Raw genomic sequence first — 20,724 nt, forward strand, 5'->3', positions numbered from 1 at the left:
AGAAAGGCCTAAATTGGTGATGTTCGATGACTCAGACGGAGCTCGATGCGCCTTGCCCTGCAGCCCTGATTTTCTCCGTGTCCTCCGTGCACTCTGTGGTGCAAACGCCCTTGACCTTGCCCTTCTTCGTGCCTTCGTGTGCTTCGTGGTGAGTCCAAACAGCGCCGGGAGGTGCCAACTCAGTTGGTGAGGAAGGGGATGCGGTCCATCACGCGCCACAGGCCGCGGCGTTCCTCGCGTTCCAGTTCCACCGGCTCGCCCGCGCGCACGGCCACGGCGGCGTCCGGGTAGTTCAGCTCCAGCACGGTCATGGTGTTCTCGGCGTGATCGTCCAGGCCGAGCTCGGTGTAGGCGCGATGCAGCACGGCCAGGGCCTTCGGCATGACCTCGGAGCCGGGGTATACGGCCACCACGTTGCGGGCGCGCTGCGCGGCGGCGACCCAGGCGGTGCGTTCCATGTAGAACTCGGCCACCCGCAGTTCGTAGGCGGCCAGCGCATTGCGGATGTAGATCATGCGCTGGTAGGCGTCCGGGGCGTAGCGGCTGTCGGGAAACTCGCGGATCAGGCGGTCGAAGTCCTCGAAGGCCTGGTCGAAGGGCTCCGGGTCCATCTCGGCGGGGTCGCGCGGGAACAGGTTGGCGAGGAAGCCCTGCTGGCGGTTGAAGTTGATCAGCCCGCGCAGGTAGTACGCATAATCGAGGTTCGGGTGGCGCGGGTTCAGCTGCACGAAGCGGTCCACCGCGGCCAGGGCGGGTTCCGGCTCGCCGGCCTTGTAGTAGGCGTAGGGGATCTCGATCTGCGCCTGCTGGGCATAGCGCCCGAAGGGATAGCGCGCCTCGAGTTTTTCGTAGTATTCGACGGCCTGGTCGTAGTTGCCCTCGTTCAGGGCGTTCTTGGCCTCGCCGTAGAGCTGGCTGGCGGACCAGCCGAGCGTGGGGTCTTCGCGCCCGGCACAGCCGGCGACCACGAGCGCCACGATCAGAACGACGAACAGGCGCGACAGGTGCGGGACAGAAATCACGGCGAGGCCTCACAGATGAACCGAAGTGCAGGGATTCTACAACATCAAGCCCCGGTGGCGACGAGCGGGAGGCCGCGCAATGAGTGAACCGCGGGAGGCCTGTCTGCCGGAAGAAGCGGCGGGACAGCGCCTGGATGCCGCGCTGGCGCGGTTGTTCCCGGAGTATTCGCGTAGCCAGCTGACCCAGTGGCTGAAGGAGGGCGCGCTGCGGGTGGATGGTGGCTCGCCCCGCCCGCGCACGCCGGTGCGCGGGGGCGAGCGGGTCGAGCTGACGGCGCCCGAGGCGCCGGTGCTGGAGGCCCGGCCCGAGGCCATTGCGCTGGACATCGTGTACGAGGACGCCGCGGTGCTGGTGGTCAACAAGCCCGCCGGGCTGGTGGCCCACCCGGCGGCCGGGCATCGCGACGGCACGCTGGTCAATGCCCTGCTGCACCACGCCCCGGAGCTGGCGCAGCTGCCGCGCGCCGGGGTGGTCCACCGCCTGGACAAGGACACCACCGGCCTGATGGTGGTCGCGCGTACGCCCGAGGCCCAGACCGCCCTGGTGCGCCAGTTGCAGGCGCGCAGCGTGCACCGCGAGTACCGCGCCCTGGTCCAGGGCCGAGTGATCAGCGGGGCCACCATCGACGAGCCGATCGGGCGTCATCCGGTTGATCGCAAGCGCCAGGCCGTGACCGCGGCCGGCAAGCCCGCAGTCACGCATTACCGTGTGGCCGAGCGCTTTCCCGCGCACACCCTGCTGAACGTGCGCCTGGAGACCGGGCGCACCCATCAGATCCGCGTACACATGGCGCATATCCGCCACCCGATCGTGGGCGATCTGACCTACGGCGGTCGTCCGCGCCCGGTGAAGGGCATGGGCGAAGCGGCGAAGGCGACGGTCGCGGCCTTCAAGCGCCAGGCCCTGCATGCGGCCCGCCTGGAGTTCGAGCATCCGGAGACGGGCGAGCCCTGCGCCTTCGAGGCCCCGCTGCCGGAGGATTTCGAGGCCCTGCTCGCGGCCCTGCGCGCCGATGCCCGGGAGGCCGGGGATGTCTGAGGCCCTGCCGCTGTTGAAACCCGGGCCCGGGGAACTCCCGGCCGGGGTGCAAGCGCTGCAGACGACCCGGACGGGTGGCGTCAGTACCGGGCCCTGGGCCGCGCTGAATCTGGCCCTGCATACCGGCGATGCCCCGGATCACGTGGCGGAAAACCGGCGCCGACTGGAACAGTCCCTGGGGTGCGCCGCGCCCATCGCCTGGCCGCGCCAGGTCCATGGGACGACCGTGATCACCGCCGATGCCCTGCAGGCGGCGTTGAAGGCGGGCGATACGCCCGAGGCCGATGCGGTGGTCAGCGACCGGCCGGGGGCGATCTGCGCCGTGCAGACCGCCGATTGTCTGCCCGTGGTGCTGGCGACAGTGGACGGCGCGGCGGTCGGGGTGGCCCATGCCGGCTGGCGCGGGTTGGCCGATGGGGCGCTGGAGGCAACGATCACGGCGCTGAAGGGCCTGCGTCCAGGTGTGCCAATCCAGGCCTGGATGGGGGCCGCCATCGGACCGGAGGCCTTCGAGGTCGGGCCCGAGGTGCGCGAGGCCTTCCGGGCGCAGGATCCGGAGGCCGATGCCGCGTTTCGGCCCGGTGCCGGGGGGCGCCTGCTGGCGGATCTCTACCGGCTGGCGCGCCAGCGGCTGCAGCGGGCCGGTGTGGCGCAGGTCGCCGGCGGGGGCCGCTGCACCTTCACCGAGGCGGAGACCTTCTATTCCTATCGTCGCGACGGAGCGACCGGCCGCATGGGCACGCTCGTGTGGTTCGCCCCCGACCCCGCGCGATAGCCACCTGTCACTGCGAGGCCCTGCCAGGGGCCGTGGCAGTCGCTGGATGCACCCCGACACGGGTTTCGCGGCAGGCGCCGGGGCTGTCCATGGCGATCGCCACGGCGCTTCGCGCCTCGCGATGACGGTGTCTTTGTGCCCGTCACGGCGAGGCCCTTCCAGGGGCCGTGGCAGTCGCTGGATACACCCCGACGCTGGTTTCGCGGCGAGCCTCGGCTCTGGCCCCGCTTAGCGGTTTCCGCGCGTCTATCCTTGAAGCCGGGGGGATTGTCCCCAACGTTGGTGTCAGTTCAACAAGATTCGACCGAGGGGTTTCCCAATGCGAATGGATCGCCTGACCACCAAATTCCAGTCCGCCATCGCGGACGCACAGTCGCTCGCGGTTGGCCGCGACCATCAGTTCATCGAGCCGTCCCACCTGCTGCTGGCCCTGCTGGACCAGGAGGGGGGCACGATCCGTCACGTGCTCGACCGCGCCGGCGCCAACGTGCGCCAGTTGCGCTCCGCTTTGGGCGAGGCGCTGGATCGCCTGCCGAAGGTGGAAGGCGCCGCGGGCGAGGTGCATGTCTCCAACGACCTGGGGCGCATGCTGAACGTCTGCGACAAGCTCGCCCAGGAGCGCAAGGACCAGTACATCCCCAGCGAGCTGTTCCTGCTCGCGGCGATCGACGAGAAGGCCGGTGTCGGCGAGATGCTGCGCAACGCTGGCGCCAACAAGGACTCCCTGGAGAAGGCCGTGGAGGACATGCGCGGCGGGGCCCAGGTGGACGACCCGAACGCCGAGGAGAACCGCCAGGCCCTGGACAAGTACACCATCGACCTCACCGAGCGCGCCGAGCAGGGCAAGCTGGATCCGGTGATCGGGCGTGACGAGGAGATCCGCCGCTCGATCCAGGTGCTGCAGCGGCGCACCAAGAACAACCCGGTGCTGATCGGCGAGCCAGGGGTCGGCAAGACCGCGATCGTCGAGGGCCTGGCGCAGCGCATCATCAACGGCGAGGTGCCGGAGGGGCTCAAGGACAAGCGCGTGCTCGCGCTGGACCTGGGGGCGTTGCTGGCGGGGGCCAAGTACCGTGGCGATTTCGAGGAACGGCTGAAGTCCGTGCTCAAGGAGCTGTCGCAGGAAGAGGGTCGCGTGATCCTGTTCATCGACGAGATCCACACCCTGGTGGGCGCGGGCAAGGCCGAGGGCGCGATGGACGCCGGCAACATGCTCAAGCCGGCCCTGGCGCGCGGCGAGCTGCACTGCATCGGCGCGACCACGCTGGACGAATACCGCCAGAACATCGAGAAGGACGCCGCGCTGGAGCGCCGCTTCCAGAAGGTGCTGGTGGACGAGCCCACCCAGGAGGACACCATCGCCATCCTGCGCGGGCTGAAGGAGCGCTACGAGGTCCACCACGGGATCGAGATCACCGACCCGGCGATCGTCGCCGCCGCACAGCTGTCGCAGCGTTACATCACCGACCGGCAGCTGCCGGACAAGGCGATTGACCTGATCGACGAGGCTAGCTCGCGCATCCGCATGGAGATCGACTCCAAGCCGGAGTCCATGGACCGGCTGGAGCGGCGCCTGATCCAGCTGAAGATCGAGCGCGAGGCCCTGAAGAAGGAATCCGACGACGCCTCGAAGAAGCGCCTGGGCACGCTGGAGGAGGAGATCGAACGCCTGGAGCGCGAGTACTCCGACCTGGAAGAAGTGTGGAAGTCCGAGAAGGCCTCGGTCTCCGGGGCGGCCCAGTTGAAGGAAGAGCTCGAGCGCGCCCGTACCGAGCTGGAGACGGCCCGCCGCGCCGGGGATCTGTCGCGCATGTCGGAACTGCAGTACGGCCGTATCCCGGACCTGGAGAAGTCCCTCGCCATGGCTCACGAGATGGAGAGCCAGGAGACCCAGCTGCTGCGCAACAAGGTCACCGACGAGGAGATCGCCGAGGTCGTCTCGCGCTGGACCGGCATCCCGGTCTCCAAGATGCTGGAGGGCGAGAAGGACAAGCTGCTGCGCATGGAAGAGGCCATTGGTGACCGCGTGGTCGGCCAGTCCGAGGCGGTGCGCGCGGTGGCCAACGCCATCCGCCGCTCGCGGGCGGGCCTGTCCGACCCGAACCGCCCGAACGGCTCGTTCCTGTTCCTCGGCCCGACCGGCGTGGGCAAGACCGAGCTGACCAAGGCGCTGGCCGGGTTCCTGTTCGACACCGAAGAGGCGATGGTGCGCATCGACATGTCCGAGTTCATGGAGAAGCACTCCGTGGCGCGGCTGATCGGGGCGCCCCCGGGCTACGTCGGCTACGAGGAGGGCGGCTACCTGACCGAGGCCGTGCGCCGCAAGCCGTACTCCGTGATCCTGCTCGACGAGGTCGAGAAGGCGCACCCGGATGTCTTCAACGTGCTGCTGCAGGTGCTGGATGACGGGCGCCTGACCGATGGGCATGGCCGCACCGTGGACTTCCGCAACACGGTGATCGTGATGACCTCCAACCTGGGCTCGCAGCAAATCCAGGAGATGGCCGGCGAGGAGAACTACGCGGCGATGAAGGGCGCGGTGATGGAGATCGTCGGGCAGCACTTCCGTCCCGAGTTCATCAACCGGGTGGACGACGTGGTGGTGTTCCATCCGCTGGAGCGCGAACAGATCCGCGCGATCGCCGATATCCAGCTGCAGTACCTGCGCAAGCGGCTGGAAGAGCATGACCTGGGCCTGACCATCACCGACGCCGCGCTGGATCACCTGGGGGCCGCGGGCTTCGACCCGGTCTACGGGGCGCGCCCGCTCAAGCGGGCGATCCAGACCCAGCTGGAGAACCCGCTGGCACAGTCGCTGCTGGCCGGCGAGTTCGGCCCCGGCGATACCATCGAGGTGGACATGGCCGGCGAGCAGCTGGCCTTCACCCGGGCGGCGGCCGCGGCCTGATCCGTCCGCTATCCTGCACCCGTGACAAGGCCCGCCCCGAGCGGGCCTTTTTCATGCCGGGTCCGTGTTGCGACACCATTGCGGACCCGGCGCAATGCGGCCTGCGAGCCGCGCCGCGCACGCCGAGGGAGCTTTGGGTATGCCGCATCTGATCGTCGAATACTCGCAGGACCTGGCCGCGGGGCCGGAGGTGGCCGTCTGGCTGGACGCCGTGCATAAGGCGGCGCACGCATCGGGGCTGTTCCCCGAATCGCATATCAAGGTGCGCGCCCACCCGGTGGCGCAGTATCGGGTCGGGGGTGCGGTGCGGCCCTTCGTGCATGTCGAGGTGAGTCTCAAGTCCGGACGTTCGCTGGCGCAGCGCCAGGCGCTGAGCGAGGCGGTCCTGCGCGCCCTGCAGGACCGGGTCGGGGAGGCGGTGATCACCGTGGAGGTGGTCGAGATGGAGGCGGCGAGCTACGCGCGGCACGATCCGCGGTCCGGAGACCGGGACCGCCCGGATTGAAATCCGGCGCGCGGGGCGAGTCGCTCGGCGCGGACCGCTACACTCGGGGGCAGGAAGGACGGAACGGGATGTTCGTGATGACGGTGGTACGGTTGGTTGCGGTCCTGGCGCTGGGGTTCGCGCTGGCGGGGTGTTCGCTGCTGGATGCGCGCGAACAGCTTGCGCGCATGGGCGGGGCCTGTGTGATCAGCGGCACGGTGGGGCCGGACGCGACGGCGTCCGAGGCCGGTCGGACGGGGCCCTATGTGGTGGCGGTATTCCGCGAGCCGGTCGCGGGTGCCGGGGTGCCCGAGCCGGTGGATCACGTCGTCAGCGCCCAGGGCGGGAGCTGGTTCTTCGGCCTGGAGCCGGGTCGCTACCGCGTGCTGGCCTTCCGCGACGAAGAGGGTGATCGGGCCCAGCCCGCCGGTGCCTCGGTCCAGTATGTGGCCGGTGGCGAGGCGCTGGACTGTGGCCCCGGCGGGCGGCTGACCGGGATCGAGATCCGCGTGAACGGGGACCATCGCCTGACCCACCCGGTTGCGCTGCCGGCAACGCGCGGCCTGGTGGGTGCCGAGGGCGCCAGCGATCTGCCGCTGAGCCTGGGGCGGGTGACCGCCTTCGGCGCGATTACTCATCTGGATGACCCGCGTTTTGCGTCCGAGGTGGCGCGGGGCAGCCAATGGCGACCCCTGGACTTCGTGATGGACGGTTACGCGGGCGTGTATTTCCTCGAGCCCCATGACCCGACGCGGACGCCGGTGCTGTTCGTGCACGGGATGAACGGCTCGCCGCGGGACTTTGCCGGGCTGCTGGAGGTTCTGGACCGCGAGCGTTATCAGCCGTGGTTCTACTATTACGCCTCCGGTTTGCCACTGCAGTCGGCGGCAGCGCATCTGGCACAGGTGGTGGAGGAACTGGAAGTGCGTCACGGGGTCAAGTCGCTGCCGGTGGTGGCGCACAGCATGGGCGGGCTGGTGGCCCGGGGTTTCCTGAACGAGCGCGCCCGGCGCGAGGCGGCGGCACCGGTGCCTGTCATGATCACCCTGTCCACGCCCTGGGCCGGGCACGAGCGGGCGCAGCAGGGGGTGGATCGCTCGCCGGTTGTGATCCCGGCCTGGCGCGACATGGCGCCGGGCAGCGATTTCCTGGAAGGCCTGTTTCCGCTTCCGGGTGCGGGGGCAACCGAGATGCATCTGGTGTTCGGCTACCAGCGCGGCGAAGGGGGGGCGCGCGCGACCGCGGACGGGGTGGTCACGCTGGCCAGCATGCTGCACCCGCCGGCCCAGCGCGAGGCGGCCTCGGTCTTCGGTGTGGCGACCACGCATGCCGGCATCCTGTCGCATCCGCTGGCGCTGGAGCGGGTCGAGGAACTCCTGTCCCGGGTGGAGGATCGGTAATGGCCGCGCCGCGGCGGCCTCTGCACCGCGACGGGGCAGCGGAATCGGCGTAGTCTGGGGCAACCCGGCCGCGCTTTGAGCGGGCGGGCGGTTCAACGGGGAACGCGATGCAGTTGTTCGAGTGCGAGTTCTGTGGGCAGGGGGTGTATTTCGACAACACCTACTGCACACGCTGTGGTCACCGGCTGGGGTTTCTCCCGGATCGTCTGGAGGTGTCGGCCCTGGCGCCGGCAGGAGAGGCCACGGATGCCCGCGGGCACCCGGTGCCCGGCGGATTGTGGCGCGTGGCGGACGAGCCGGACGGGGCGCTGTACCGCCAGTGTCGCCACTACGCGGTGGACGCGATCTGCAACTGGATGGTGCCGCATGGCGACGCCGACCCGTTCTGCGTGGCCTGCCGCCTAAATCGGACCATACCCGACCTGAGTGTCCCCGGGAATGCGCGCCTGTGGGAGCGCCTGGAGACGGAGAAGCGGCGCCTGGTCTACGGGCTGTTGCGTCTGGGTCTGCCGGTGGTGCCGCGCCGTGATGATCCCAAGGGGATCGCATTCGACTTCCTGGCCGACACGGCCCCCGAGTTCCGCGAGGGCGGTGGCGTGGTCACCGGTCATGCGAACGGACTCATTACCCTGAATATCGCCGAGGCCGACCCGGCGGTCCGCGAGCGCATGCGCGAGGCGATGGCCGAACCCTATCGCACGATCCTCGGCCATTTCCGCCACGAGTCCGCGCACTACTACTGGGACCGCCTGATCCGCGATACCCCCTGGCACGCCGCCTTCCGCGAGTGCTTCGGCGACGAGCGCGCGGACTATGACGAAGCCCTGCGACGCCATTATGCCGAGGGGCCGCCCGCCGAATGGCAGGCCTCGTTCGTCTCCGCCTATGCCAGTTCCCATCCCTGGGAGGACTGGGCCGAGACCTGGGCCCACTACCTGCACATCGTGGATACCCTGGATACGGCGTCCGCCTACAACATGGACATCGTGCCCGGTGCCGGCCCGTCGGCACGGCTGGGCGCGCAGGCCGATGCACCGGCCTTCGATGCCTATGCCGCGGCGGATTTCGATGTGCTGATGGAGCACTGGCTGCCGCTGGTCAGCGCCCTCAACAGCCTCAACCGCAGCATGGGCCATCCGCATGTCTATCCCTTTGTGCTGACGGCCACCGCCATCGCCAAGCTGGCGTTCGTGCATCAGGTCATTCAGGATTTCCGCACGGATTGTCGTGCCGCGCCGGCGGGTGCCACCGGTACCTGAGCGCACATCGGGGGCGTGCGGTCCGGCGCGCCCCCACTCAAGCCAAAGGACACCCGATGTACAACGTTGCCACCCGTGGCCCATTCAAGGGCCTGAATCCGCGTGTCGCGCCGCTCGCGCTGATCCTGGTGGTAATCATCGCCTTGCTGGGGGTGTATCGCACCGAGCAGCTGGGTGCGGTGGTGGGCGATGCGCGTACCTTCGTGACGCCGCTGCTGGAGTGGTACTACGTGGTCGTCATGGCCTTCTTCCTGGTGATCGTGGTCTGGCTCGGGGTCGGGCGCTACAAGAACGTGCGCCTGGGGCATGACGACGAGGTTCCCGAGTTCACCACCCTGTCATGGCTGTCGATGCTGTTCGCTGCAGGCATGGGCGTGGGGCTTCTGTTCTGGGCGGTGGCCGAGCCGCTGTCGCACTACGGCGGGAACCCGTTCCTGATCGATAATGGCGACCGGGCCGCGGCCGCGGACATGTCCATGGTCCTGACCTATTTCCACTGGGGTCTGAATGCCTGGGGCGTGTTCGCCCTGCTGGCCCTGATCCTGGCCTACTTCGGGTTCCGCAAGGGCCAGCCGCTGGCCCTGCGCTCGGCCCTGCACCCGCTGATCGGCAAGTACAGTCACACCTGGCCGGGGGACCTGGTCGACCTGCTGGCGATCATCGCCACCGTCTTCGGGATCGCGACGACGCTGGGCCTGGGGATCCAGCAACTGGAGTCCGGACTCGCGCACACCGTTGGGATCTCCCTGGAGGGGGACCGCGGACTGCTGATGCTGACCGCGCTGCTGACCGTGATTGCGATCGTGTCCGTGGTGACCGGGATGCAGGCCGGGGTGCAGCGGGTCAGCCAGGCCAACCTCTGGCTCAGTGTCGCGTTGCTGGGACTGCTGCTGGTCGCAGGGCCGACCCAGTACCTGCTGGCCCTGGTCGTGCAGTCCAGCGGCAGCTACCTGCAGAACCTGCTGGGGCTCTCGCTGTACACCCACGCCCACCATATGGACGAGTGGCATGCCGACTGGACGGTCTTCTACTGGGGCTGGTGGCTGGCCTGGGCGCCGTTCGTCGGGCTGTTCATCGCGCGCATCTCGCGCGGCCGCACGCTGCGCGAGTTCGTGATGGGCGTGCTGCTGGTGCCCACCCTGATCACCTTCTTCTGGCTCGCGCTGCTGGGCGGCACCGCTTTGCATGCCGAGGTCGAGGGCATCGCCAATATCGCCGAGCGCGTGTCCGAGGACCTGACCATGGCGACCTTCGCCACCATGGAGACCCTGGAGCCCTGGCTGATTGCGAAGACGGGGGCGATTCTGATCACGATCCTTATTGCGACCTACCTGCTGACCTCCGCGAATGCCGGGATCGTGGTCATCAATACCCTGCTGGCCCATGGATCCACCGAGCATCGGGCGATCCACCTGATCCTGTGGGGGGCGATGATCGGGCTGGTGACCGGGGTCCTGCTGCTGGCCGGCGGGCTGGAGGTCCTGCAGAACGCGGTCATCCTGGCGGCGCTGCCGTTCTCGCTGGTGATGCTGATGATGGTGGTCGGGCTGATGCGCGGTCTGGAGGACGAGCGCTACGCGCCGCGTCCGGGCGAGCACACGGTCGCGCCCAGCGAGCCGTGGACCATCCCGCCGGACCGCGTCCACGAGGACTTCGACGTAGACGACGACGCCCCCGAGGCCCGCGACGAGGACGACGTACCCCGGCGCTCCTGACCTGTGCCTCGAGTTTTCACCACGAAGCCCACGAAGGCACGAAGAAGGGCAAAATCGTTGCACCACAGAGGGCACGGAGGACACGGAGAAAACAAGCCAAGGGCCGTGCATGACGAGGGACCACGTGGATCGCTGCAGGCCGATCGACACACGCTTCCGTCCAACCCTGATGTTCTCAGTGTCCTCCGTGTCCTCTGTGGTTCAAATCGCTCTTGAAGTTGCCTTTCTTCGTGCCTTCGTGCGCTTCGTGGTAAACAAAATGGGCGGTGGGTAGAGGAGAAAGGCCCGCGCATCCTGCGCCCACTTTCGGGTGGGCGGGGCTTGCCGTAGCCTGTGCGCCCATCGTCAACCGAACCGCGAGAGAAGCCCCATGAGCGATACCCTGCAGTTGTCCGGCGAGCTGATCCAGAAGGTCCAGGAGGTGCTGACCGAGGTGGATCCGAAGGCGCAACAGCCCATCGTGGCCGTCCAGTACCTGAGCGCCATTACCGGGTTCATGGTCGCGCAGATGCCGGAGTCGGTGAACGAGCGCAAGGAATACCTGAAGCAGCTGTCGCAGTTCACCGAGTCGGTGTTCGTGGACGTGGAGAGTCGCAAGCAGGCCGCGCCGCCGCCGCAGGAAGCCAGCGGCGTGTGGCGCCCCGGCGACAACTGATCCGGGCTGGCGGTGCGCCGGCGTCAGCCGTTGTCGCCGCCTTCGCCCCGGTCCTTGCGCATCTGGCGCAGCATGGCTTCCTGCTCGTTGAAGCTGGGCATGCGCCGCTTGCCGCCCACGTCGCGGTCACGGTCGCTGGCGCCGGCCTGGCCGGACTGGCCCGGCTTTTCGGCGTCCTTGATGCGCTGATACTCCTGCAGTTCGCGGCGGGCATCCTCGTCGCTGGTGTAGCGGCCGCGGTAGTCCTGCGGCGGCTTGTGTCCCTTGCGCAGGAAGACCTGCTTGCGCAGTTCCTTGTTGTAGTCGGTGACCCGGCGGTCGATCCACCACAGGTCCACCAGCGCCCACAGCACACCGGCGCCCAGGGGTAGCAGCCACCAGAGGGCGGGTAGGAAAAAGGCCAGAGCCAGGGTGATCGCGGTGAGCGCCAGGAAGCCGGCGCCGCCCAGCGGTTCGCGCAGGTAGAAGCGGTGCAGGCCCAGCGGGAACAGGACCCACGCGGCGTAGGCCGCGGGCCGGGTGCGCATCTCGCTGGCGAGCTTGGCATTGACGGACTGCAGGCCGCCGCCCTCCAGGTCCAGTTCCTTCCAGGCCTTGCTCATCCCTGCCTCCGTTGCGTTCACGTGTAGCGCCACGGTAGCCGCAACCCGGGGCGCGGGGCGATTGTGCGGGTGCCGCGCGAGGGTTTTACCGGCGCTGCGTCAGCCCTCTTCGCGCGTGGGGTCGCGTTCCAGCAGGCGGCGCACGGTGTCGCGCACCGGGCGGCCCTGGTAGAGCACGGCGTGTACCTCGGCGCAGATCGGCATCTCCACCTCCAGTGCCTCGGCCCGCACCACGGCGACCCGGGCCGTCTCCACGCCCTCCACCGACTGGCCGACCCGTGCGCGGGCGGTCTCGAGGTCCAACCCCTCGCCCAGCATCCGCCCCAGGCGGCGGTTGCGCGACTGGTTGTCGGTGCAGGTGAGGATCATGTCACCCAGCCCGGAGAGGCCGGTAAGGGTGGCAGGGCGGGCGCCCACCGCGGCGCCGAAGCGCTGGATCTCGGCCAGCCCCCGGGTCATCAGGGCGGCGCGGGCATTGGCGCCGAACCCGGCGCCATCGGCGATGCCCGTGGCCACCGCCAGCACGTTCTTCAGGGCCCCGCCGAGCTCCACGCCGATGACGTCGGTGTTGCGGTACAGACGCAGGGAACGCCCGTGCAGCGCCTCCACCAGGCGATCCATATGGCCTTCGTCGGTGGAGGCCACGGACAGCGCGGTCGGTTGCTCCTGCGCGACCTCGGCGGCGAAGGAGGGGCCCGAGATCAGGGCGGGCGGGTGTTCCGGACCCAGTTCCTGCTCGGCGATCTCGTGCAGCCAGGCGCCGGTGGCGGTCTCCAGGCCCTTGGTGGCCCAGGCCACCACCTGTCCGCGCGCCAGCCGCGGGGCCAGCCAGCGCAGGGTCGCGCGGAAGGCGCCGGAGGGGACGGCGATCAGGACCAGATCGCGGCCGTCGACGATCGCGGGGTCGGCGCTGACGCGGAGGTTGTCCGGGAAGCGGTGGCCGGGGAGGTAGCGGGCATTCTCGCGCTCGGCCTGCAGGCGCGCGGCGGTGTCATCGCCGCGTACCCACAGGGCCACGTCGGCATGCAGCCGCGCCGCATGCAGGGCCAGCGCCGTGCCCCAGCAGCCGCCGCCGAGGACCGCGATGCGCATCCTAGGAAACCCCATGCTTCATGTACGCGCTCGCGTCGGTACGCCAGGTCCTTCGGGGGCCTGGCGTCAGGCCTGCTGGCTGGGCGCGGTCTGCTCGCCGCCGGCCTGCTGCTTCTGCTCCTGGAGGTGCTGGGCGTACAGCGACTCGAAATTCACCGGCTGCAGCAGCAGCTGCGGGAAGCCGCCCTTCAGGACCAGGTCGGCGACGGTTTCGCGGGCGAACGGGAACAGCACGTTGGGGCAGTAGGCGCCCAGCAGGTGATTGCGCTGGTCCTCGGGGAAGTTGCGCACGATGAAGACGCCCGCCTGCTTGATCTCCACCAGGTAGGCGGTCTTGCCGTCGGACTCGGTGGTCACGGTCAGGCCCAGTTCCACTTCGAAGGCCCCGGCGGCCTCGTCGATCGGGCGTGCGTTGGTGTTCAGCTGGATGTTGGTCTCGCCCTTCCACTCGCGCATGAACACCTCGGGGGAGTCCGGCGCCTCGAACGAGAGGTCCTTGATGAAGACCTTCTGAATGGAGAAATCGGGGCGGTCGTTCTGTTCGCCCTGGGCCGCGCCGTTGCCGCTGTTGGGGGAGTTCTCTTCAGCCATGGTGTTCTATCTCGCAGTCGTCTTGAATCGGGGCATTATAAGGGGGTGCGCGCGCCTTGCGGGTGCGGTGGCCGGAAGCGCTGCCCGGTGGTGCGGGCGCTGCCGGTTATCCGGGACTGCCGGCGGCTGTCGGCTCGACCCCTGCCGCGGCGGCCAGGCGCGCCAGCTCGCCACTGCTGTCCATCGCCTGCAGTTCGTCGAAGCCGCCGATGTGGGTCTCGCCGAGGAAGATCTGCGGGACCGAGGTGCGGCCGTCGGCGCGTTGCTCCATCTCGGCACGCAGGCCCGGTTCGCGGTCGACGGCGTATTCCGCGAACGGGTAGCCGCGCTGGTTGAGCAGGCGCCGGGCCAGCAGGCAGAACGGGCAGCGCCCGCTGGAGTAGACCTCGAACTGCATTACTTCTTCTTGACGGGCATGTTGGCCGACTGCCAGGCCTGGATGCCGCCCTGCAGGTTGACCACGTCCTGGAACCCGGCCGCGGTAAGCTGCTGCGCGGCACTGGCGGAACGGTTGCCGCTGCGGCAGTAGACCACCACGGGCTTGTCCTTGTACTTCTCGATGTCGCCCATGCGCTTTTTCAGGCTGCCCAGCGGGATGTGCTTGGCGCCGCCGATGCGGCCGGCCGCGACTTCGCTGTCCTCGCGCACGTCCAGCACCAGGGCGTCGTCCTGGTTGATCACGCGCACCGCCTCGGCCGGCGACAGGGAGCGGTACTTGCGGTTCAGGCGTCGGAGTTCGACGAACAGGATCATCCCGATCACCGCCAGCAGGGCGCCGGTCAGGATCGGGTGATTGGCGAGAAATTCGGGCAGGCGTTCAAGCATTCGGGAGACCGGATCGGAGGGGTGATTGTCAGGAACTGCAGAAAACGTCCTGCATCATACCGATCAGGCGCAGGGTCCGGGAGTCCCCCACGCGGTAGTAGACCCGGTTGGCATCCTTGCGCGTGGCGAGGATGCCCTTGTCGCGCAGGATGCCCAGGTGCTGCGAAATGTTGCTCTGCGAGGTCCCGACCTGGTCGACGATTTCCTGTACGCTGATTTCGCGATCGCCGAGAATGCAGAGGATCTTCAGGCGCAGCGGGTGGGACATGGCCTTGAGCGAGCGCGAGGCCCGTTCGATATCCTCGTCCTGGGACATCAGGCCGTCTTCGACGGACAGATCGTCTTCAACCGTTTCGTGGCTCACGGCATACCTCTCTTGCGAGCGAGGGAAATCCTCGCAACCGGGTCAGAATATAAGAACCTAAACGTACCCCGATATGCGAATCTGCGCAATCCTGAGTCATCCATATGGCCTCCGTGCCCCGTTCTGGTGCGCGGTACTGGCCGGTCTGCTGCTGGCCCCGGGGGCCCTGGCGCTGGAACCCGAGGCCGAACTGCGCGAGACCCGCGAGGCGATCCAGGACCTGGAACGCACCCAGGAGGAGCGCTACGCGGCCTTGCAGGAACTGGAGGCCCTGCTGGCGGATGCCGCGCGCGGGACCGAGGACTCGCGCCGCGAGTTGCGCGAGCTGGCGCAGGCGCGTTCGCGCCAGGAGGCGGTCGTCGCCGACCAGGAGGCGCGGGTGGAAGAGGCCCGGGAGCACCTGGAGACGGAACGCCGCGCGGCGGCCCGGCTGGTGCGCGACCAGTGGCAGCGCGAACGCCACGTCGGGCGCCTGAACGGTCAGGGCGGGGACGATCGCCATCAGGTGGCGTTCGCCGTGCGTATCCGCGAGGCCCGGGAGCAGGCGCTGGAGTCGTTGCGCGACCGGATCGAGGGGCTGGAGGCGGAGCGCGAGGCCCTGGCGCGGGAACGCGCGGTCCTGGCGGAACAGGAGGAACAGGCGCGCGCCGCGGTCGCGGACCTGGAACGCGAAGAGGCGCGCCAGCGCCAGGCCATGGCGGAACTGGAGGCGGCCATCGAGGACGAGGCGCTGGAGCTGGAACGCCTGCAGCGCAACGCGGAGACGCTGGAGGCAGTGATCGAGGAGGTCGAGGCGCGCAGCGCAGCGCGCGCCGAGGCCCCCGGGGACTCCGCCCCCGCGCAACTCGACGTGGCCTTCGCCGAGCTGCAGGGCGAACTCCCGCGGCCGGCCGACGGCCGGGTGATCCGCAGCTTCAATGATTCCCGTGGCAGCCGCCTGCGCTCGCGCTGGCGCGGCACGGTGCTGGAGGTCGAGAACGGCGCGGCGGTGCGCGCGGTGCACTACGGGCAGGTGGTCTACGCCGACTGGATGCAGGGCTACGGTTTCCTGGTGATCGTGGATCACGGCGAGCGCTACCTGACGCTGTACTCCAATGTGGAGGAGATCCTGGTGGCGGAAGGGGCAACGGTGGGCGCCGGCGAGCAACTGGCCGTGGCCGGCGCGGGCAGCGAGGCGATCGCGCCCGGGCTCTACTTCGAGATCCGGCATAACGGCGGACCATTGAACCCCGAGGGCTGGTGGCCCTCTCAGTAGACAGAGAGAAGTGAGACCGGGGTCCGGCAAAAGGCGGATGGAGCGCCTGCATTCAGGCGCCCATCACATTGCCGGTGCTACCATCCTCACACTGATCACCTCACGTAACGAGGAAAGGTAATGAGCAAGTCTTGTCGCACCGGATACGCCCTGATCGTCGGACTGGTCGTAGGGGTCATGCTGAGTGTCTCGGTGGCCGTCTACGCCGACCGCGACAATGGCGCGCAATCCGCCCTGCCGGTGGAGGATCTGCAGCGCTTCACCGACGTGTACATGCGCATCAAGCGCAATTACGTCACCGAGGTCGACGACAAGGACCTGCTGGACAACGCGATCCAGGGGATGCTGTCCGGTCTGGACCAGCACTCGGCCTACCTGGACGAACAGGACTTCGAGGACATGCAGGTCGGCACCTCCGGCGAGTTCGGTGGCCTGGGGATCGAGGTGGGCATGGAAGACGGGTTCGTCAAGGTCATCGCGCCGATCGACGACACCCCCGCCAGCCGTGCCGGGATCGAGGCCGGTGATCTGATTATCCGCCTGGACGGCGAGTCGGTGAAGGGCATGTCGCTGTCCGACGCGGTCGCCAAGATGCGCGGCGAGAAAGGGTCGGACATCACCCTGACCGTGCTGCGCGATGGCGAGGACCGGCCGATGGAGATCACCATCACCCGGGATGTGATCCAGGTGCAGAGCGTGCGCTCCGAGATCCTGGAGGACGGATTTGGCTATGTGCGCATCAGCAACTTCCAGCAGCGCACCGCGCGCGATCTCGTGCGGGCGGTCGAGGACCTGCAGGAGCAGGGCGAGCTGAAGGGTCTGGTGCTGGACCTGCGCAACAACCCGGGCGGCATCCTGAACGGGGCCGTGGGAGTCTCGGACGCGTTCCTCGAGGACGGCCTCATCGTCTACACCGAGGGCCGTCTGGAGGACTCGCAGTTCCGTTACCAGGCCTCGCCGGGCGACGTGCTCAAGGGCGCGCCGATGGTGGTGCTGGTCAATCGCGGTTCGGCCTCGGCTTCGGAGATCGTGGCGGGCGCGCTTCAGGACCACAAGCGGGCCGTCGTCATGGGCCAGAACACCTTCGGCAAGGGCTCGGTACAGACCATCCTGCCGCTGACCCAGAACACCGGGATCAAGCTGACCACCGCGCGCTACTTCACGCCCGAGGGTCGCGCGATCAACGAGGACGGGATCGAGCCGGACATCCGCCTGCAGCAACTGGTGGTGCAGCGCAGTGACAGCGAGAACGGCGGCGCCCGCATGGGCCGGGACGGTCTGCCGGAGTCGGTGGATGCGGATGACGAGGACAATGGCGAGGCCCTGGCCGAGCGCGACTACGGCCTGAGCGAGGCGCTGAACCTGCTGAAGGGCCTGAACTTCTACAACCGCCGCTGAGCGCGGCGGGGTCGCGATCGACGGAGAACCGATGCCGAACGTACTGGTGCCCCTGGCTGCCGGGGCCGAGGAACTGGAGGCAGTCACCATCATCGACCTGCTGCGACGCGCGCAATTCGAGGTCACCGTGGCCGGGCTGGAGTCCGGGCCGGTGACCTGCTCGCGCGGAACAGTCATCCAGCCGGATACCACCCTGGACCAGGTGCTGGATGCGGCCTTTGACCTGATCGTCCTGCCGGGTGGCCTGCCGGGGGCCAATCACCTTCGCGACGATGCCCGGGTGCAGGGACTCCTGCGGGCGCAGGCCGAGCGCGACGGCTACCTGGCGGCGGTTTGCGCCGGACCCAAGGCGCTGGCCGAGGCCGGCCTGCTGGAAGGCCGGCGCGTGACGGCGTTCACCGGCGCGCTGGACGACGTCGGAATCCCGTCCACCGGCGCCCCGGTGGAGGTGGACGGCCGCCTGATCACGGGCCGCGGCCCGGGCGCCGCGATGGACTTCGCCCTGACCCTGATCGAGCAGCTCGCCGGCCGCGATGCCCGCGACGCCGTCGAGGGTCCGCTCCTGAGGCCCTGAGGGATGTTTCGACCACGAAGCGCACGAAGGCACGAAGAAGGTCAAGGGCATTTCACCACAGAGGGCACGGAGGACAAGGAGAAAAGAAGATCATTCAAGGGTGCCGGGATTGCCGGGATCTGCATCCCTGTCGGTGCACTGATCATTGGTGCTACTCCTCCGCAATCCTGATGTTTCTCTGTGTCCTCGGTGGTTCAAACCGCTCTTGAAGTTGACCTCCTTCGTGCCTTCGTGGGCTTCGTGGTGAATTCCTACCCCACGGTGGCGTAGCGGGTGGCGCTGCCCAGCCAGCGTTCGATCAGGGCGCCGGCGCGGGCTGGGTCGTTCTCGATTCGTGCGGCCAGTGTGGTGGCCTCGTCCAGCAGGTCCTGGTCGCGGGTCCAGTCGGCGACGCGGAAGCTGCGATCGCCGGTCTGGCGCGTGCCCAGCAGTTCTCCCGGCCCCCGCAGTTTCAGGTCCACCTCGGCGATCTCGAAGCCGTCGTCGGTGCGGCGCATCGCCTCCAGGCGCTCGCGCGCGGTCTCGCCCAGTGGCGGGCGGTAGAGCAGTACGCAGGCGGAGGCGGTATTGCCGCGCCCGACCCGGCCGCGCAACTGGTGCAGCTGCGAGAGTCCCATGCGCTCGGCGTTCTCGATGATCATCAGGCTCGCGTTGGGTACGTCCACGCCGACCTCGATGACCGTGGTGGCGACCAGCAGGTCGATTGCCCCCGCGCGAAAGCGCTCCATCACCGCGTCGCGCTCGGGGCCCTTCATGCGTCCGTGGGCCAGGCCGATGGTCAATTCCGGCAGCGCCTCGCGCAGGCGTTCGGCGGTGGCCTCGGCGGATTCCGCCTCCAGTTGTTCCGACTCCTCCACCAGCGGGCAGACCCAGTAGGCCTGGGTGCCGGAGCCGCAGGCGGCGCGGATGCGCTCGATGACCTCGTCGCGGCGCTCGTGGCTGATCAGCGCGGTGCGTACCGGCGTGCGCCCGGGCGGGCGCTCGTCGATCACCGAGCTGGCGAGTTCCGCATACAGGGCCATGGCCAGGGTGCGCGGGATGGGCGTGGCGGTCATGATCAGCTGGTGCGGCATGTACCCGTTGCCCTTGTCGCGCAGGGCCATGCGCTGGTGGACGCCGAAGCGGTGCTGCTCGTCGATGATCGCAAGCCCCAGGTGGTGAAAGCGGACCTCCTCCTGGAACAGGGCGTGGGTCCCGATGGCGACCTGCCGCTGGCCCGCGGCCAGCTCGGCGAGCAGCTGGCCGCGTTCGCTCGCGGTCTGGCGTCCGCCCAGCCAGGCGATCGCAATCCCCAGCGGTTCCAGCCACTGGGCGAGGTTGCGCCCGTGCTGGCGCGCCAGCAGCTCCGTGGGGGCCATGAAGGCGACCTGGAAGCCGGCCTCCACCGCGGCCAGTGCGGCCGCGACTGCCACCAGGGTCTTGCCCGAGCCCACATCTCCCTGCACCAGCCGGTTCATCGGTTGCGGTCGCGCCAGGTCGGCGAAGATCTCGGCGGTCACGCGTTCCTGCGCGCCGGTCGGCGCGAACGGAAGCTGTTCGCGAAGTTGCTGCCACAGCGCCCCGGGCGGCTGGATGACCGGGGCGCCGCGCGCGTCCCGTGGTGTCCGGCTTTGCTGCATGCGTGCGAGCTGGTGGGCGCACAGCTCCTCCAGCGCCAGGCGGGTGCGCGCCGGGCTGCGGTTCTCCGCGGTATCCAGTTCGCCCAGGGCATCGGCCCGCGCCGGGGGATGGTGCAGCTGTTCCAGCGCGGCGTGCAGCCCGGGCAGGCCCTGGCGGGACAGCTCCGGCAGCAGATCGGGCAGGGCCTGCATGCCCGGCAGGGCGTGTGCGACCAGCTGGCGGAGCAGCTTCTGCGAGATGCCCTCGGTGGTCGGGTAGATCGGGGTCAGGTGCGATTCCAGCGCGGGCGGGGTATCCCCCACGGTCTGGAGCTCCGGATGCACGCATTCCAGCGCCCCGGGCAGGCCGCGCGGCTCGCCGAAGGCGCGGATGCGCGTGCCGGGTCCCAGGCGCCGTTGCTGGTTGGCGCCGAAGTGGAAGAAGCGCAGCAGGATCTGTGCCTGGTCGTCGGCCAGGGTGACCACCAGCATGCGCCGGCGGCGGTGCACCACCTCGGCATGGGTGACGCGGCCCTCGAACAGCGCGGCCAGGCCCGGGCGCAGCGCGGCGATCGGGGTCAGCCGGGTGCGGTCCTCGAAGCGCAGGGGCAGGTGGAACAGCAGGTCCCCGGCCTGTACCAGGCCCAGGCGTTCCAGGCGCTCGGCCACCGCCGGGCCGACGCCCTTCAGGGTGGTCAGCGGGGCCTGCAGGTCCACCGACGGGGCTCGCGTCGGCTGCTCAGCCGCGCGGGCACCAGGCGATGGCATCCATCTCCACCTGGGCGCCCTTGGGCAGGGCGGCCACGCCGATCGCGGCGCGTGCCGGGTAGGGCTCGCCGAAGACCTCGCCCATGATTTCGTTGACTAGCGGGAAGTGGGTCAGGTCGGTCAGGAAGATGTTCAGCTTGGCGATGTCCGCGGTGCTCGCGCCCGCGGCCTCCAGGACGGCCTGGAGATTGGCGAATACCTGGCGGATCTGGTCCTCGATGCCGCCGCCCACCAGTTCCATGGTGGCCGGATCCAGCGGGATCTGGCCCGACAGGTACAGGGTGTCGCCGGCGCGCACGGCCTGGGAATAGGGGCCAATGGCGGCCGGGGCGTTATCGGTCTGGATGATCTCGCGGGACATGCGGGCTCCTTGTTCGGCCGGATAGATTGTCGCGGATGG

General features: G+C 69.0%; 20 protein-coding genes. 11 read left to right on the forward strand and 9 right to left on the reverse strand.

The window, feature by feature from the left end; all coding sequences use genetic code 11:
- Window positions 1–179: 179 nt before the first annotated feature.
- Entirely contained in the window at window positions 180–1,022 is an 843-nt protein-coding gene (locus F627_RS0109410) for an outer membrane protein assembly factor BamD (protein WP_019583924.1), read from the reverse strand.
- A gap of 79 nt (window positions 1,023–1,101) precedes the next feature.
- On the opposite strand from F627_RS0109410, the gene rluD reads away from it, so the two are divergent.
- The 8 genes from rluD (at window position 1,102) to F627_RS0109450 (ending at window position 11,257) form a co-directional block, all read left to right on the forward strand.
- Window positions 1,102–2,061, forward strand: coding sequence for a 23S rRNA pseudouridine(1911/1915/1917) synthase RluD (gene rluD, locus F627_RS0109415; RefSeq protein ID WP_019583925.1), 960 nt, complete (start codon window positions 1,102–1,104; stop codon window positions 2,059–2,061).
- Window positions 2,054–2,836 carry a peptidoglycan editing factor PgeF gene (gene pgeF, locus F627_RS0109420; RefSeq protein WP_019583926.1) on the forward strand — a complete coding sequence of 261 codons (783 nt, stop codon included), beginning with the start codon at window positions 2,054–2,056 and terminating at the stop codon, window positions 2,834–2,836. The genes rluD and pgeF overlap by 8 nt, the downstream gene beginning before the upstream one ends.
- A 325-nt stretch (window positions 2,837–3,161) precedes the next feature.
- Entirely contained in the window at window positions 3,162–5,744 is a 2,583-nt protein-coding gene (gene clpB / locus F627_RS0109425) for an ATP-dependent chaperone ClpB (RefSeq protein ID WP_019583927.1), read from the forward strand.
- A 139-nt stretch (window positions 5,745–5,883) separates the two neighbouring features.
- Window positions 5,884–6,249: a 5-carboxymethyl-2-hydroxymuconate Delta-isomerase gene (locus tag F627_RS0109430; RefSeq protein ID WP_019583928.1), complete on the forward strand. Its 366-nt coding sequence runs from the start codon at window positions 5,884–5,886 to the stop codon at window positions 6,247–6,249.
- A 68-nt stretch (window positions 6,250–6,317) separates the two neighbouring features.
- Window positions 6,318–7,628: a hypothetical protein gene (locus tag F627_RS0109435; protein WP_019583929.1), complete on the forward strand. Its 1,311-nt coding sequence runs from the start codon at window positions 6,318–6,320 to the stop codon at window positions 7,626–7,628.
- Window positions 7,629–7,735: 107 nt separating this feature from the next.
- Entirely contained in the window at window positions 7,736–8,887 is a 1,152-nt protein-coding gene (locus F627_RS0109440; RefSeq protein ID WP_019583930.1) for a putative zinc-binding metallopeptidase, read from the forward strand.
- 56 nt (window positions 8,888–8,943) lie between these two features.
- Window positions 8,944–10,602: a BCCT family transporter gene (locus F627_RS0109445; protein ID WP_019583931.1), complete on the forward strand. Its 1,659-nt coding sequence runs from the start codon at window positions 8,944–8,946 to the stop codon at window positions 10,600–10,602.
- Between the two features lie 370 nt (window positions 10,603–10,972).
- Window positions 10,973–11,257 carry a hypothetical protein gene (locus tag F627_RS0109450; protein ID WP_018867151.1) on the forward strand — a complete coding sequence of 95 codons (285 nt, stop codon included), beginning with the start codon at window positions 10,973–10,975 and terminating at the stop codon, window positions 11,255–11,257.
- Window positions 11,258–11,280: 23 nt separating this feature from the next.
- Here the strand turns inward: F627_RS0109450 and F627_RS0109455 are convergent, their stop codons facing one another.
- The 6 genes from F627_RS0109455 to F627_RS0109480 form a co-directional block, all read right to left on the reverse strand.
- Window positions 11,281–11,859 carry a hypothetical protein gene (locus F627_RS0109455; protein WP_019583932.1) on the reverse strand — a complete coding sequence of 193 codons (579 nt, stop codon included), beginning with the start codon at window positions 11,857–11,859 and terminating at the stop codon, window positions 11,281–11,283.
- A 99-nt stretch (window positions 11,860–11,958) separates the two neighbouring features.
- Window positions 11,959–12,951, reverse strand: a complete 993-nt coding sequence (locus F627_RS0109460; RefSeq protein WP_018875854.1) for an NAD(P)H-dependent glycerol-3-phosphate dehydrogenase — start codon at window positions 12,949–12,951, stop codon at window positions 11,959–11,961.
- Window positions 12,952–13,017: 66 nt separating this feature from the next.
- Window positions 13,018–13,542: a protein-export chaperone SecB gene (secB, locus tag F627_RS0109465; protein ID WP_018867154.1), complete on the reverse strand. Its 525-nt coding sequence runs from the start codon at window positions 13,540–13,542 to the stop codon at window positions 13,018–13,020.
- Window positions 13,543–13,648: 106 nt separating this feature from the next.
- Entirely contained in the window at window positions 13,649–13,939 is a 291-nt protein-coding gene (grxC, locus tag F627_RS0109470; RefSeq protein WP_018881631.1) for a glutaredoxin 3, read from the reverse strand.
- Entirely contained in the window at window positions 13,939–14,367 is a 429-nt protein-coding gene (locus F627_RS0109475; RefSeq protein ID WP_019583933.1) for a rhodanese-like domain-containing protein, read from the reverse strand. The genes grxC and F627_RS0109475 overlap by 1 nt, the downstream gene beginning before the upstream one ends.
- 28 nt (window positions 14,368–14,395) lie before the next feature.
- Window positions 14,396–14,731: a helix-turn-helix transcriptional regulator gene (locus F627_RS0109480; RefSeq protein WP_018867157.1), complete on the reverse strand. Its 336-nt coding sequence runs from the start codon at window positions 14,729–14,731 to the stop codon at window positions 14,396–14,398.
- 73 nt (window positions 14,732–14,804) lie between these two features.
- Here F627_RS0109480 and F627_RS0109485 point away from each other — a divergent pair, with 73 nt between their 5' ends.
- The 3 genes from F627_RS0109485 to F627_RS0109495 all read left to right on the forward strand — a co-directional run bounded on the left by F627_RS0109485 (window position 14,805) and on the right by F627_RS0109495 (window position 17,958).
- Window positions 14,805–15,986, forward strand: coding sequence for a murein hydrolase activator EnvC (locus tag F627_RS0109485; RefSeq protein WP_018875852.1), 1,182 nt, complete (start codon window positions 14,805–14,807; stop codon window positions 15,984–15,986).
- Between the two features lie 120 nt (window positions 15,987–16,106).
- On the forward strand, window positions 16,107–17,384 hold the full coding sequence (locus F627_RS0109490; protein WP_018867159.1) for a S41 family peptidase: 1,278 nt from the start codon (window positions 16,107–16,109) through the stop codon (window positions 17,382–17,384).
- 31 nt (window positions 17,385–17,415) lie between these two features.
- Entirely contained in the window at window positions 17,416–17,958 is a 543-nt protein-coding gene (locus F627_RS0109495; RefSeq protein ID WP_018881629.1) for a DJ-1 family glyoxalase III, read from the forward strand.
- Between the two features lie 251 nt (window positions 17,959–18,209).
- Here the strand turns inward: F627_RS0109495 and recG are convergent, their stop codons facing one another.
- Both recG and F627_RS0109505 read right to left on the reverse strand, forming a co-directional pair.
- Window positions 18,210–20,324 carry an ATP-dependent DNA helicase RecG gene (gene recG, locus F627_RS0109500; RefSeq protein WP_081630748.1) on the reverse strand — a complete coding sequence of 705 codons (2,115 nt, stop codon included), beginning with the start codon at window positions 20,322–20,324 and terminating at the stop codon, window positions 18,210–18,212.
- Window positions 20,296–20,685, reverse strand: a complete 390-nt coding sequence (locus F627_RS0109505) for a RidA family protein (RefSeq protein ID WP_018867162.1) — start codon at window positions 20,683–20,685, stop codon at window positions 20,296–20,298. The genes recG and F627_RS0109505 overlap by 29 nt, the downstream gene beginning before the upstream one ends.
- Window positions 20,686–20,724 lie beyond the last annotated feature (39 nt).

Source organism: Thioalkalivibrio sp. ALE16 (assembly GCF_000381305.1).
Lineage (GTDB): Bacteria > Pseudomonadota > Gammaproteobacteria > Ectothiorhodospirales > Ectothiorhodospiraceae > Thioalkalivibrio.

Bases quoted from the DNA above. Each gene is read 5' to 3' on its own strand.
- rluD (WP_019583925.1), top strand. From the start codon at position 1,102: ATGAGTGAACCGCGGGAGGCCTGTCTGCCGGAAGAAGCGGCGGGACAG.
- pgeF (WP_019583926.1), top strand. From the start codon at position 2,054: ATGTCTGAGGCCCTGCCGCTGTTGAAACCCGGGCCCGGGGAACTCCCG.
- clpB (WP_019583927.1), top strand. From the start codon at position 3,162: ATGGATCGCCTGACCACCAAATTCCAGTCCGCCATCGCGGACGCACAG.
- F627_RS0109430 (WP_019583928.1), top strand. From the start codon at position 5,884: ATGCCGCATCTGATCGTCGAATACTCGCAGGACCTGGCCGCGGGGCCG.
- F627_RS0109435 (WP_019583929.1), top strand. From the start codon at position 6,318: ATGTTCGTGATGACGGTGGTACGGTTGGTTGCGGTCCTGGCGCTGGGG.
- F627_RS0109440 (WP_019583930.1), top strand. From the start codon at position 7,736: ATGCAGTTGTTCGAGTGCGAGTTCTGTGGGCAGGGGGTGTATTTCGAC.
- F627_RS0109445 (WP_019583931.1), top strand. From the start codon at position 8,944: ATGTACAACGTTGCCACCCGTGGCCCATTCAAGGGCCTGAATCCGCGT.
- F627_RS0109450 (WP_018867151.1), top strand. From the start codon at position 10,973: ATGAGCGATACCCTGCAGTTGTCCGGCGAGCTGATCCAGAAGGTCCAG.
- F627_RS0109455 (WP_019583932.1), bottom strand. From the start codon at position 11,859: ATGAGCAAGGCCTGGAAGGAACTGGACCTGGAGGGCGGCGGCCTGCAG.
- F627_RS0109460 (WP_018875854.1), bottom strand. From the start codon at position 12,951: ATGCGCATCGCGGTCCTCGGCGGCGGCTGCTGGGGCACGGCGCTGGCC.
- secB (WP_018867154.1), bottom strand. From the start codon at position 13,542: ATGGCTGAAGAGAACTCCCCCAACAGCGGCAACGGCGCGGCCCAGGGC.
- grxC (WP_018881631.1), bottom strand. From the start codon at position 13,939: ATGCAGTTCGAGGTCTACTCCAGCGGGCGCTGCCCGTTCTGCCTGCTG.
- F627_RS0109475 (WP_019583933.1), bottom strand. From the start codon at position 14,367: ATGCTTGAACGCCTGCCCGAATTTCTCGCCAATCACCCGATCCTGACC.
- F627_RS0109485 (WP_018875852.1), top strand. From the start codon at position 14,805: ATGCGAATCTGCGCAATCCTGAGTCATCCATATGGCCTCCGTGCCCCG.
- F627_RS0109490 (WP_018867159.1), top strand. From the start codon at position 16,107: ATGAGCAAGTCTTGTCGCACCGGATACGCCCTGATCGTCGGACTGGTC.
- F627_RS0109495 (WP_018881629.1), top strand. From the start codon at position 17,416: ATGCCGAACGTACTGGTGCCCCTGGCTGCCGGGGCCGAGGAACTGGAG.
- recG (WP_081630748.1), bottom strand. From the start codon at position 20,324: ATGCCATCGCCTGGTGCCCGCGCGGCTGAGCAGCCGACGCGAGCCCCG.
- F627_RS0109505 (WP_018867162.1), bottom strand. From the start codon at position 20,685: ATGTCCCGCGAGATCATCCAGACCGATAACGCCCCGGCCGCCATTGGC.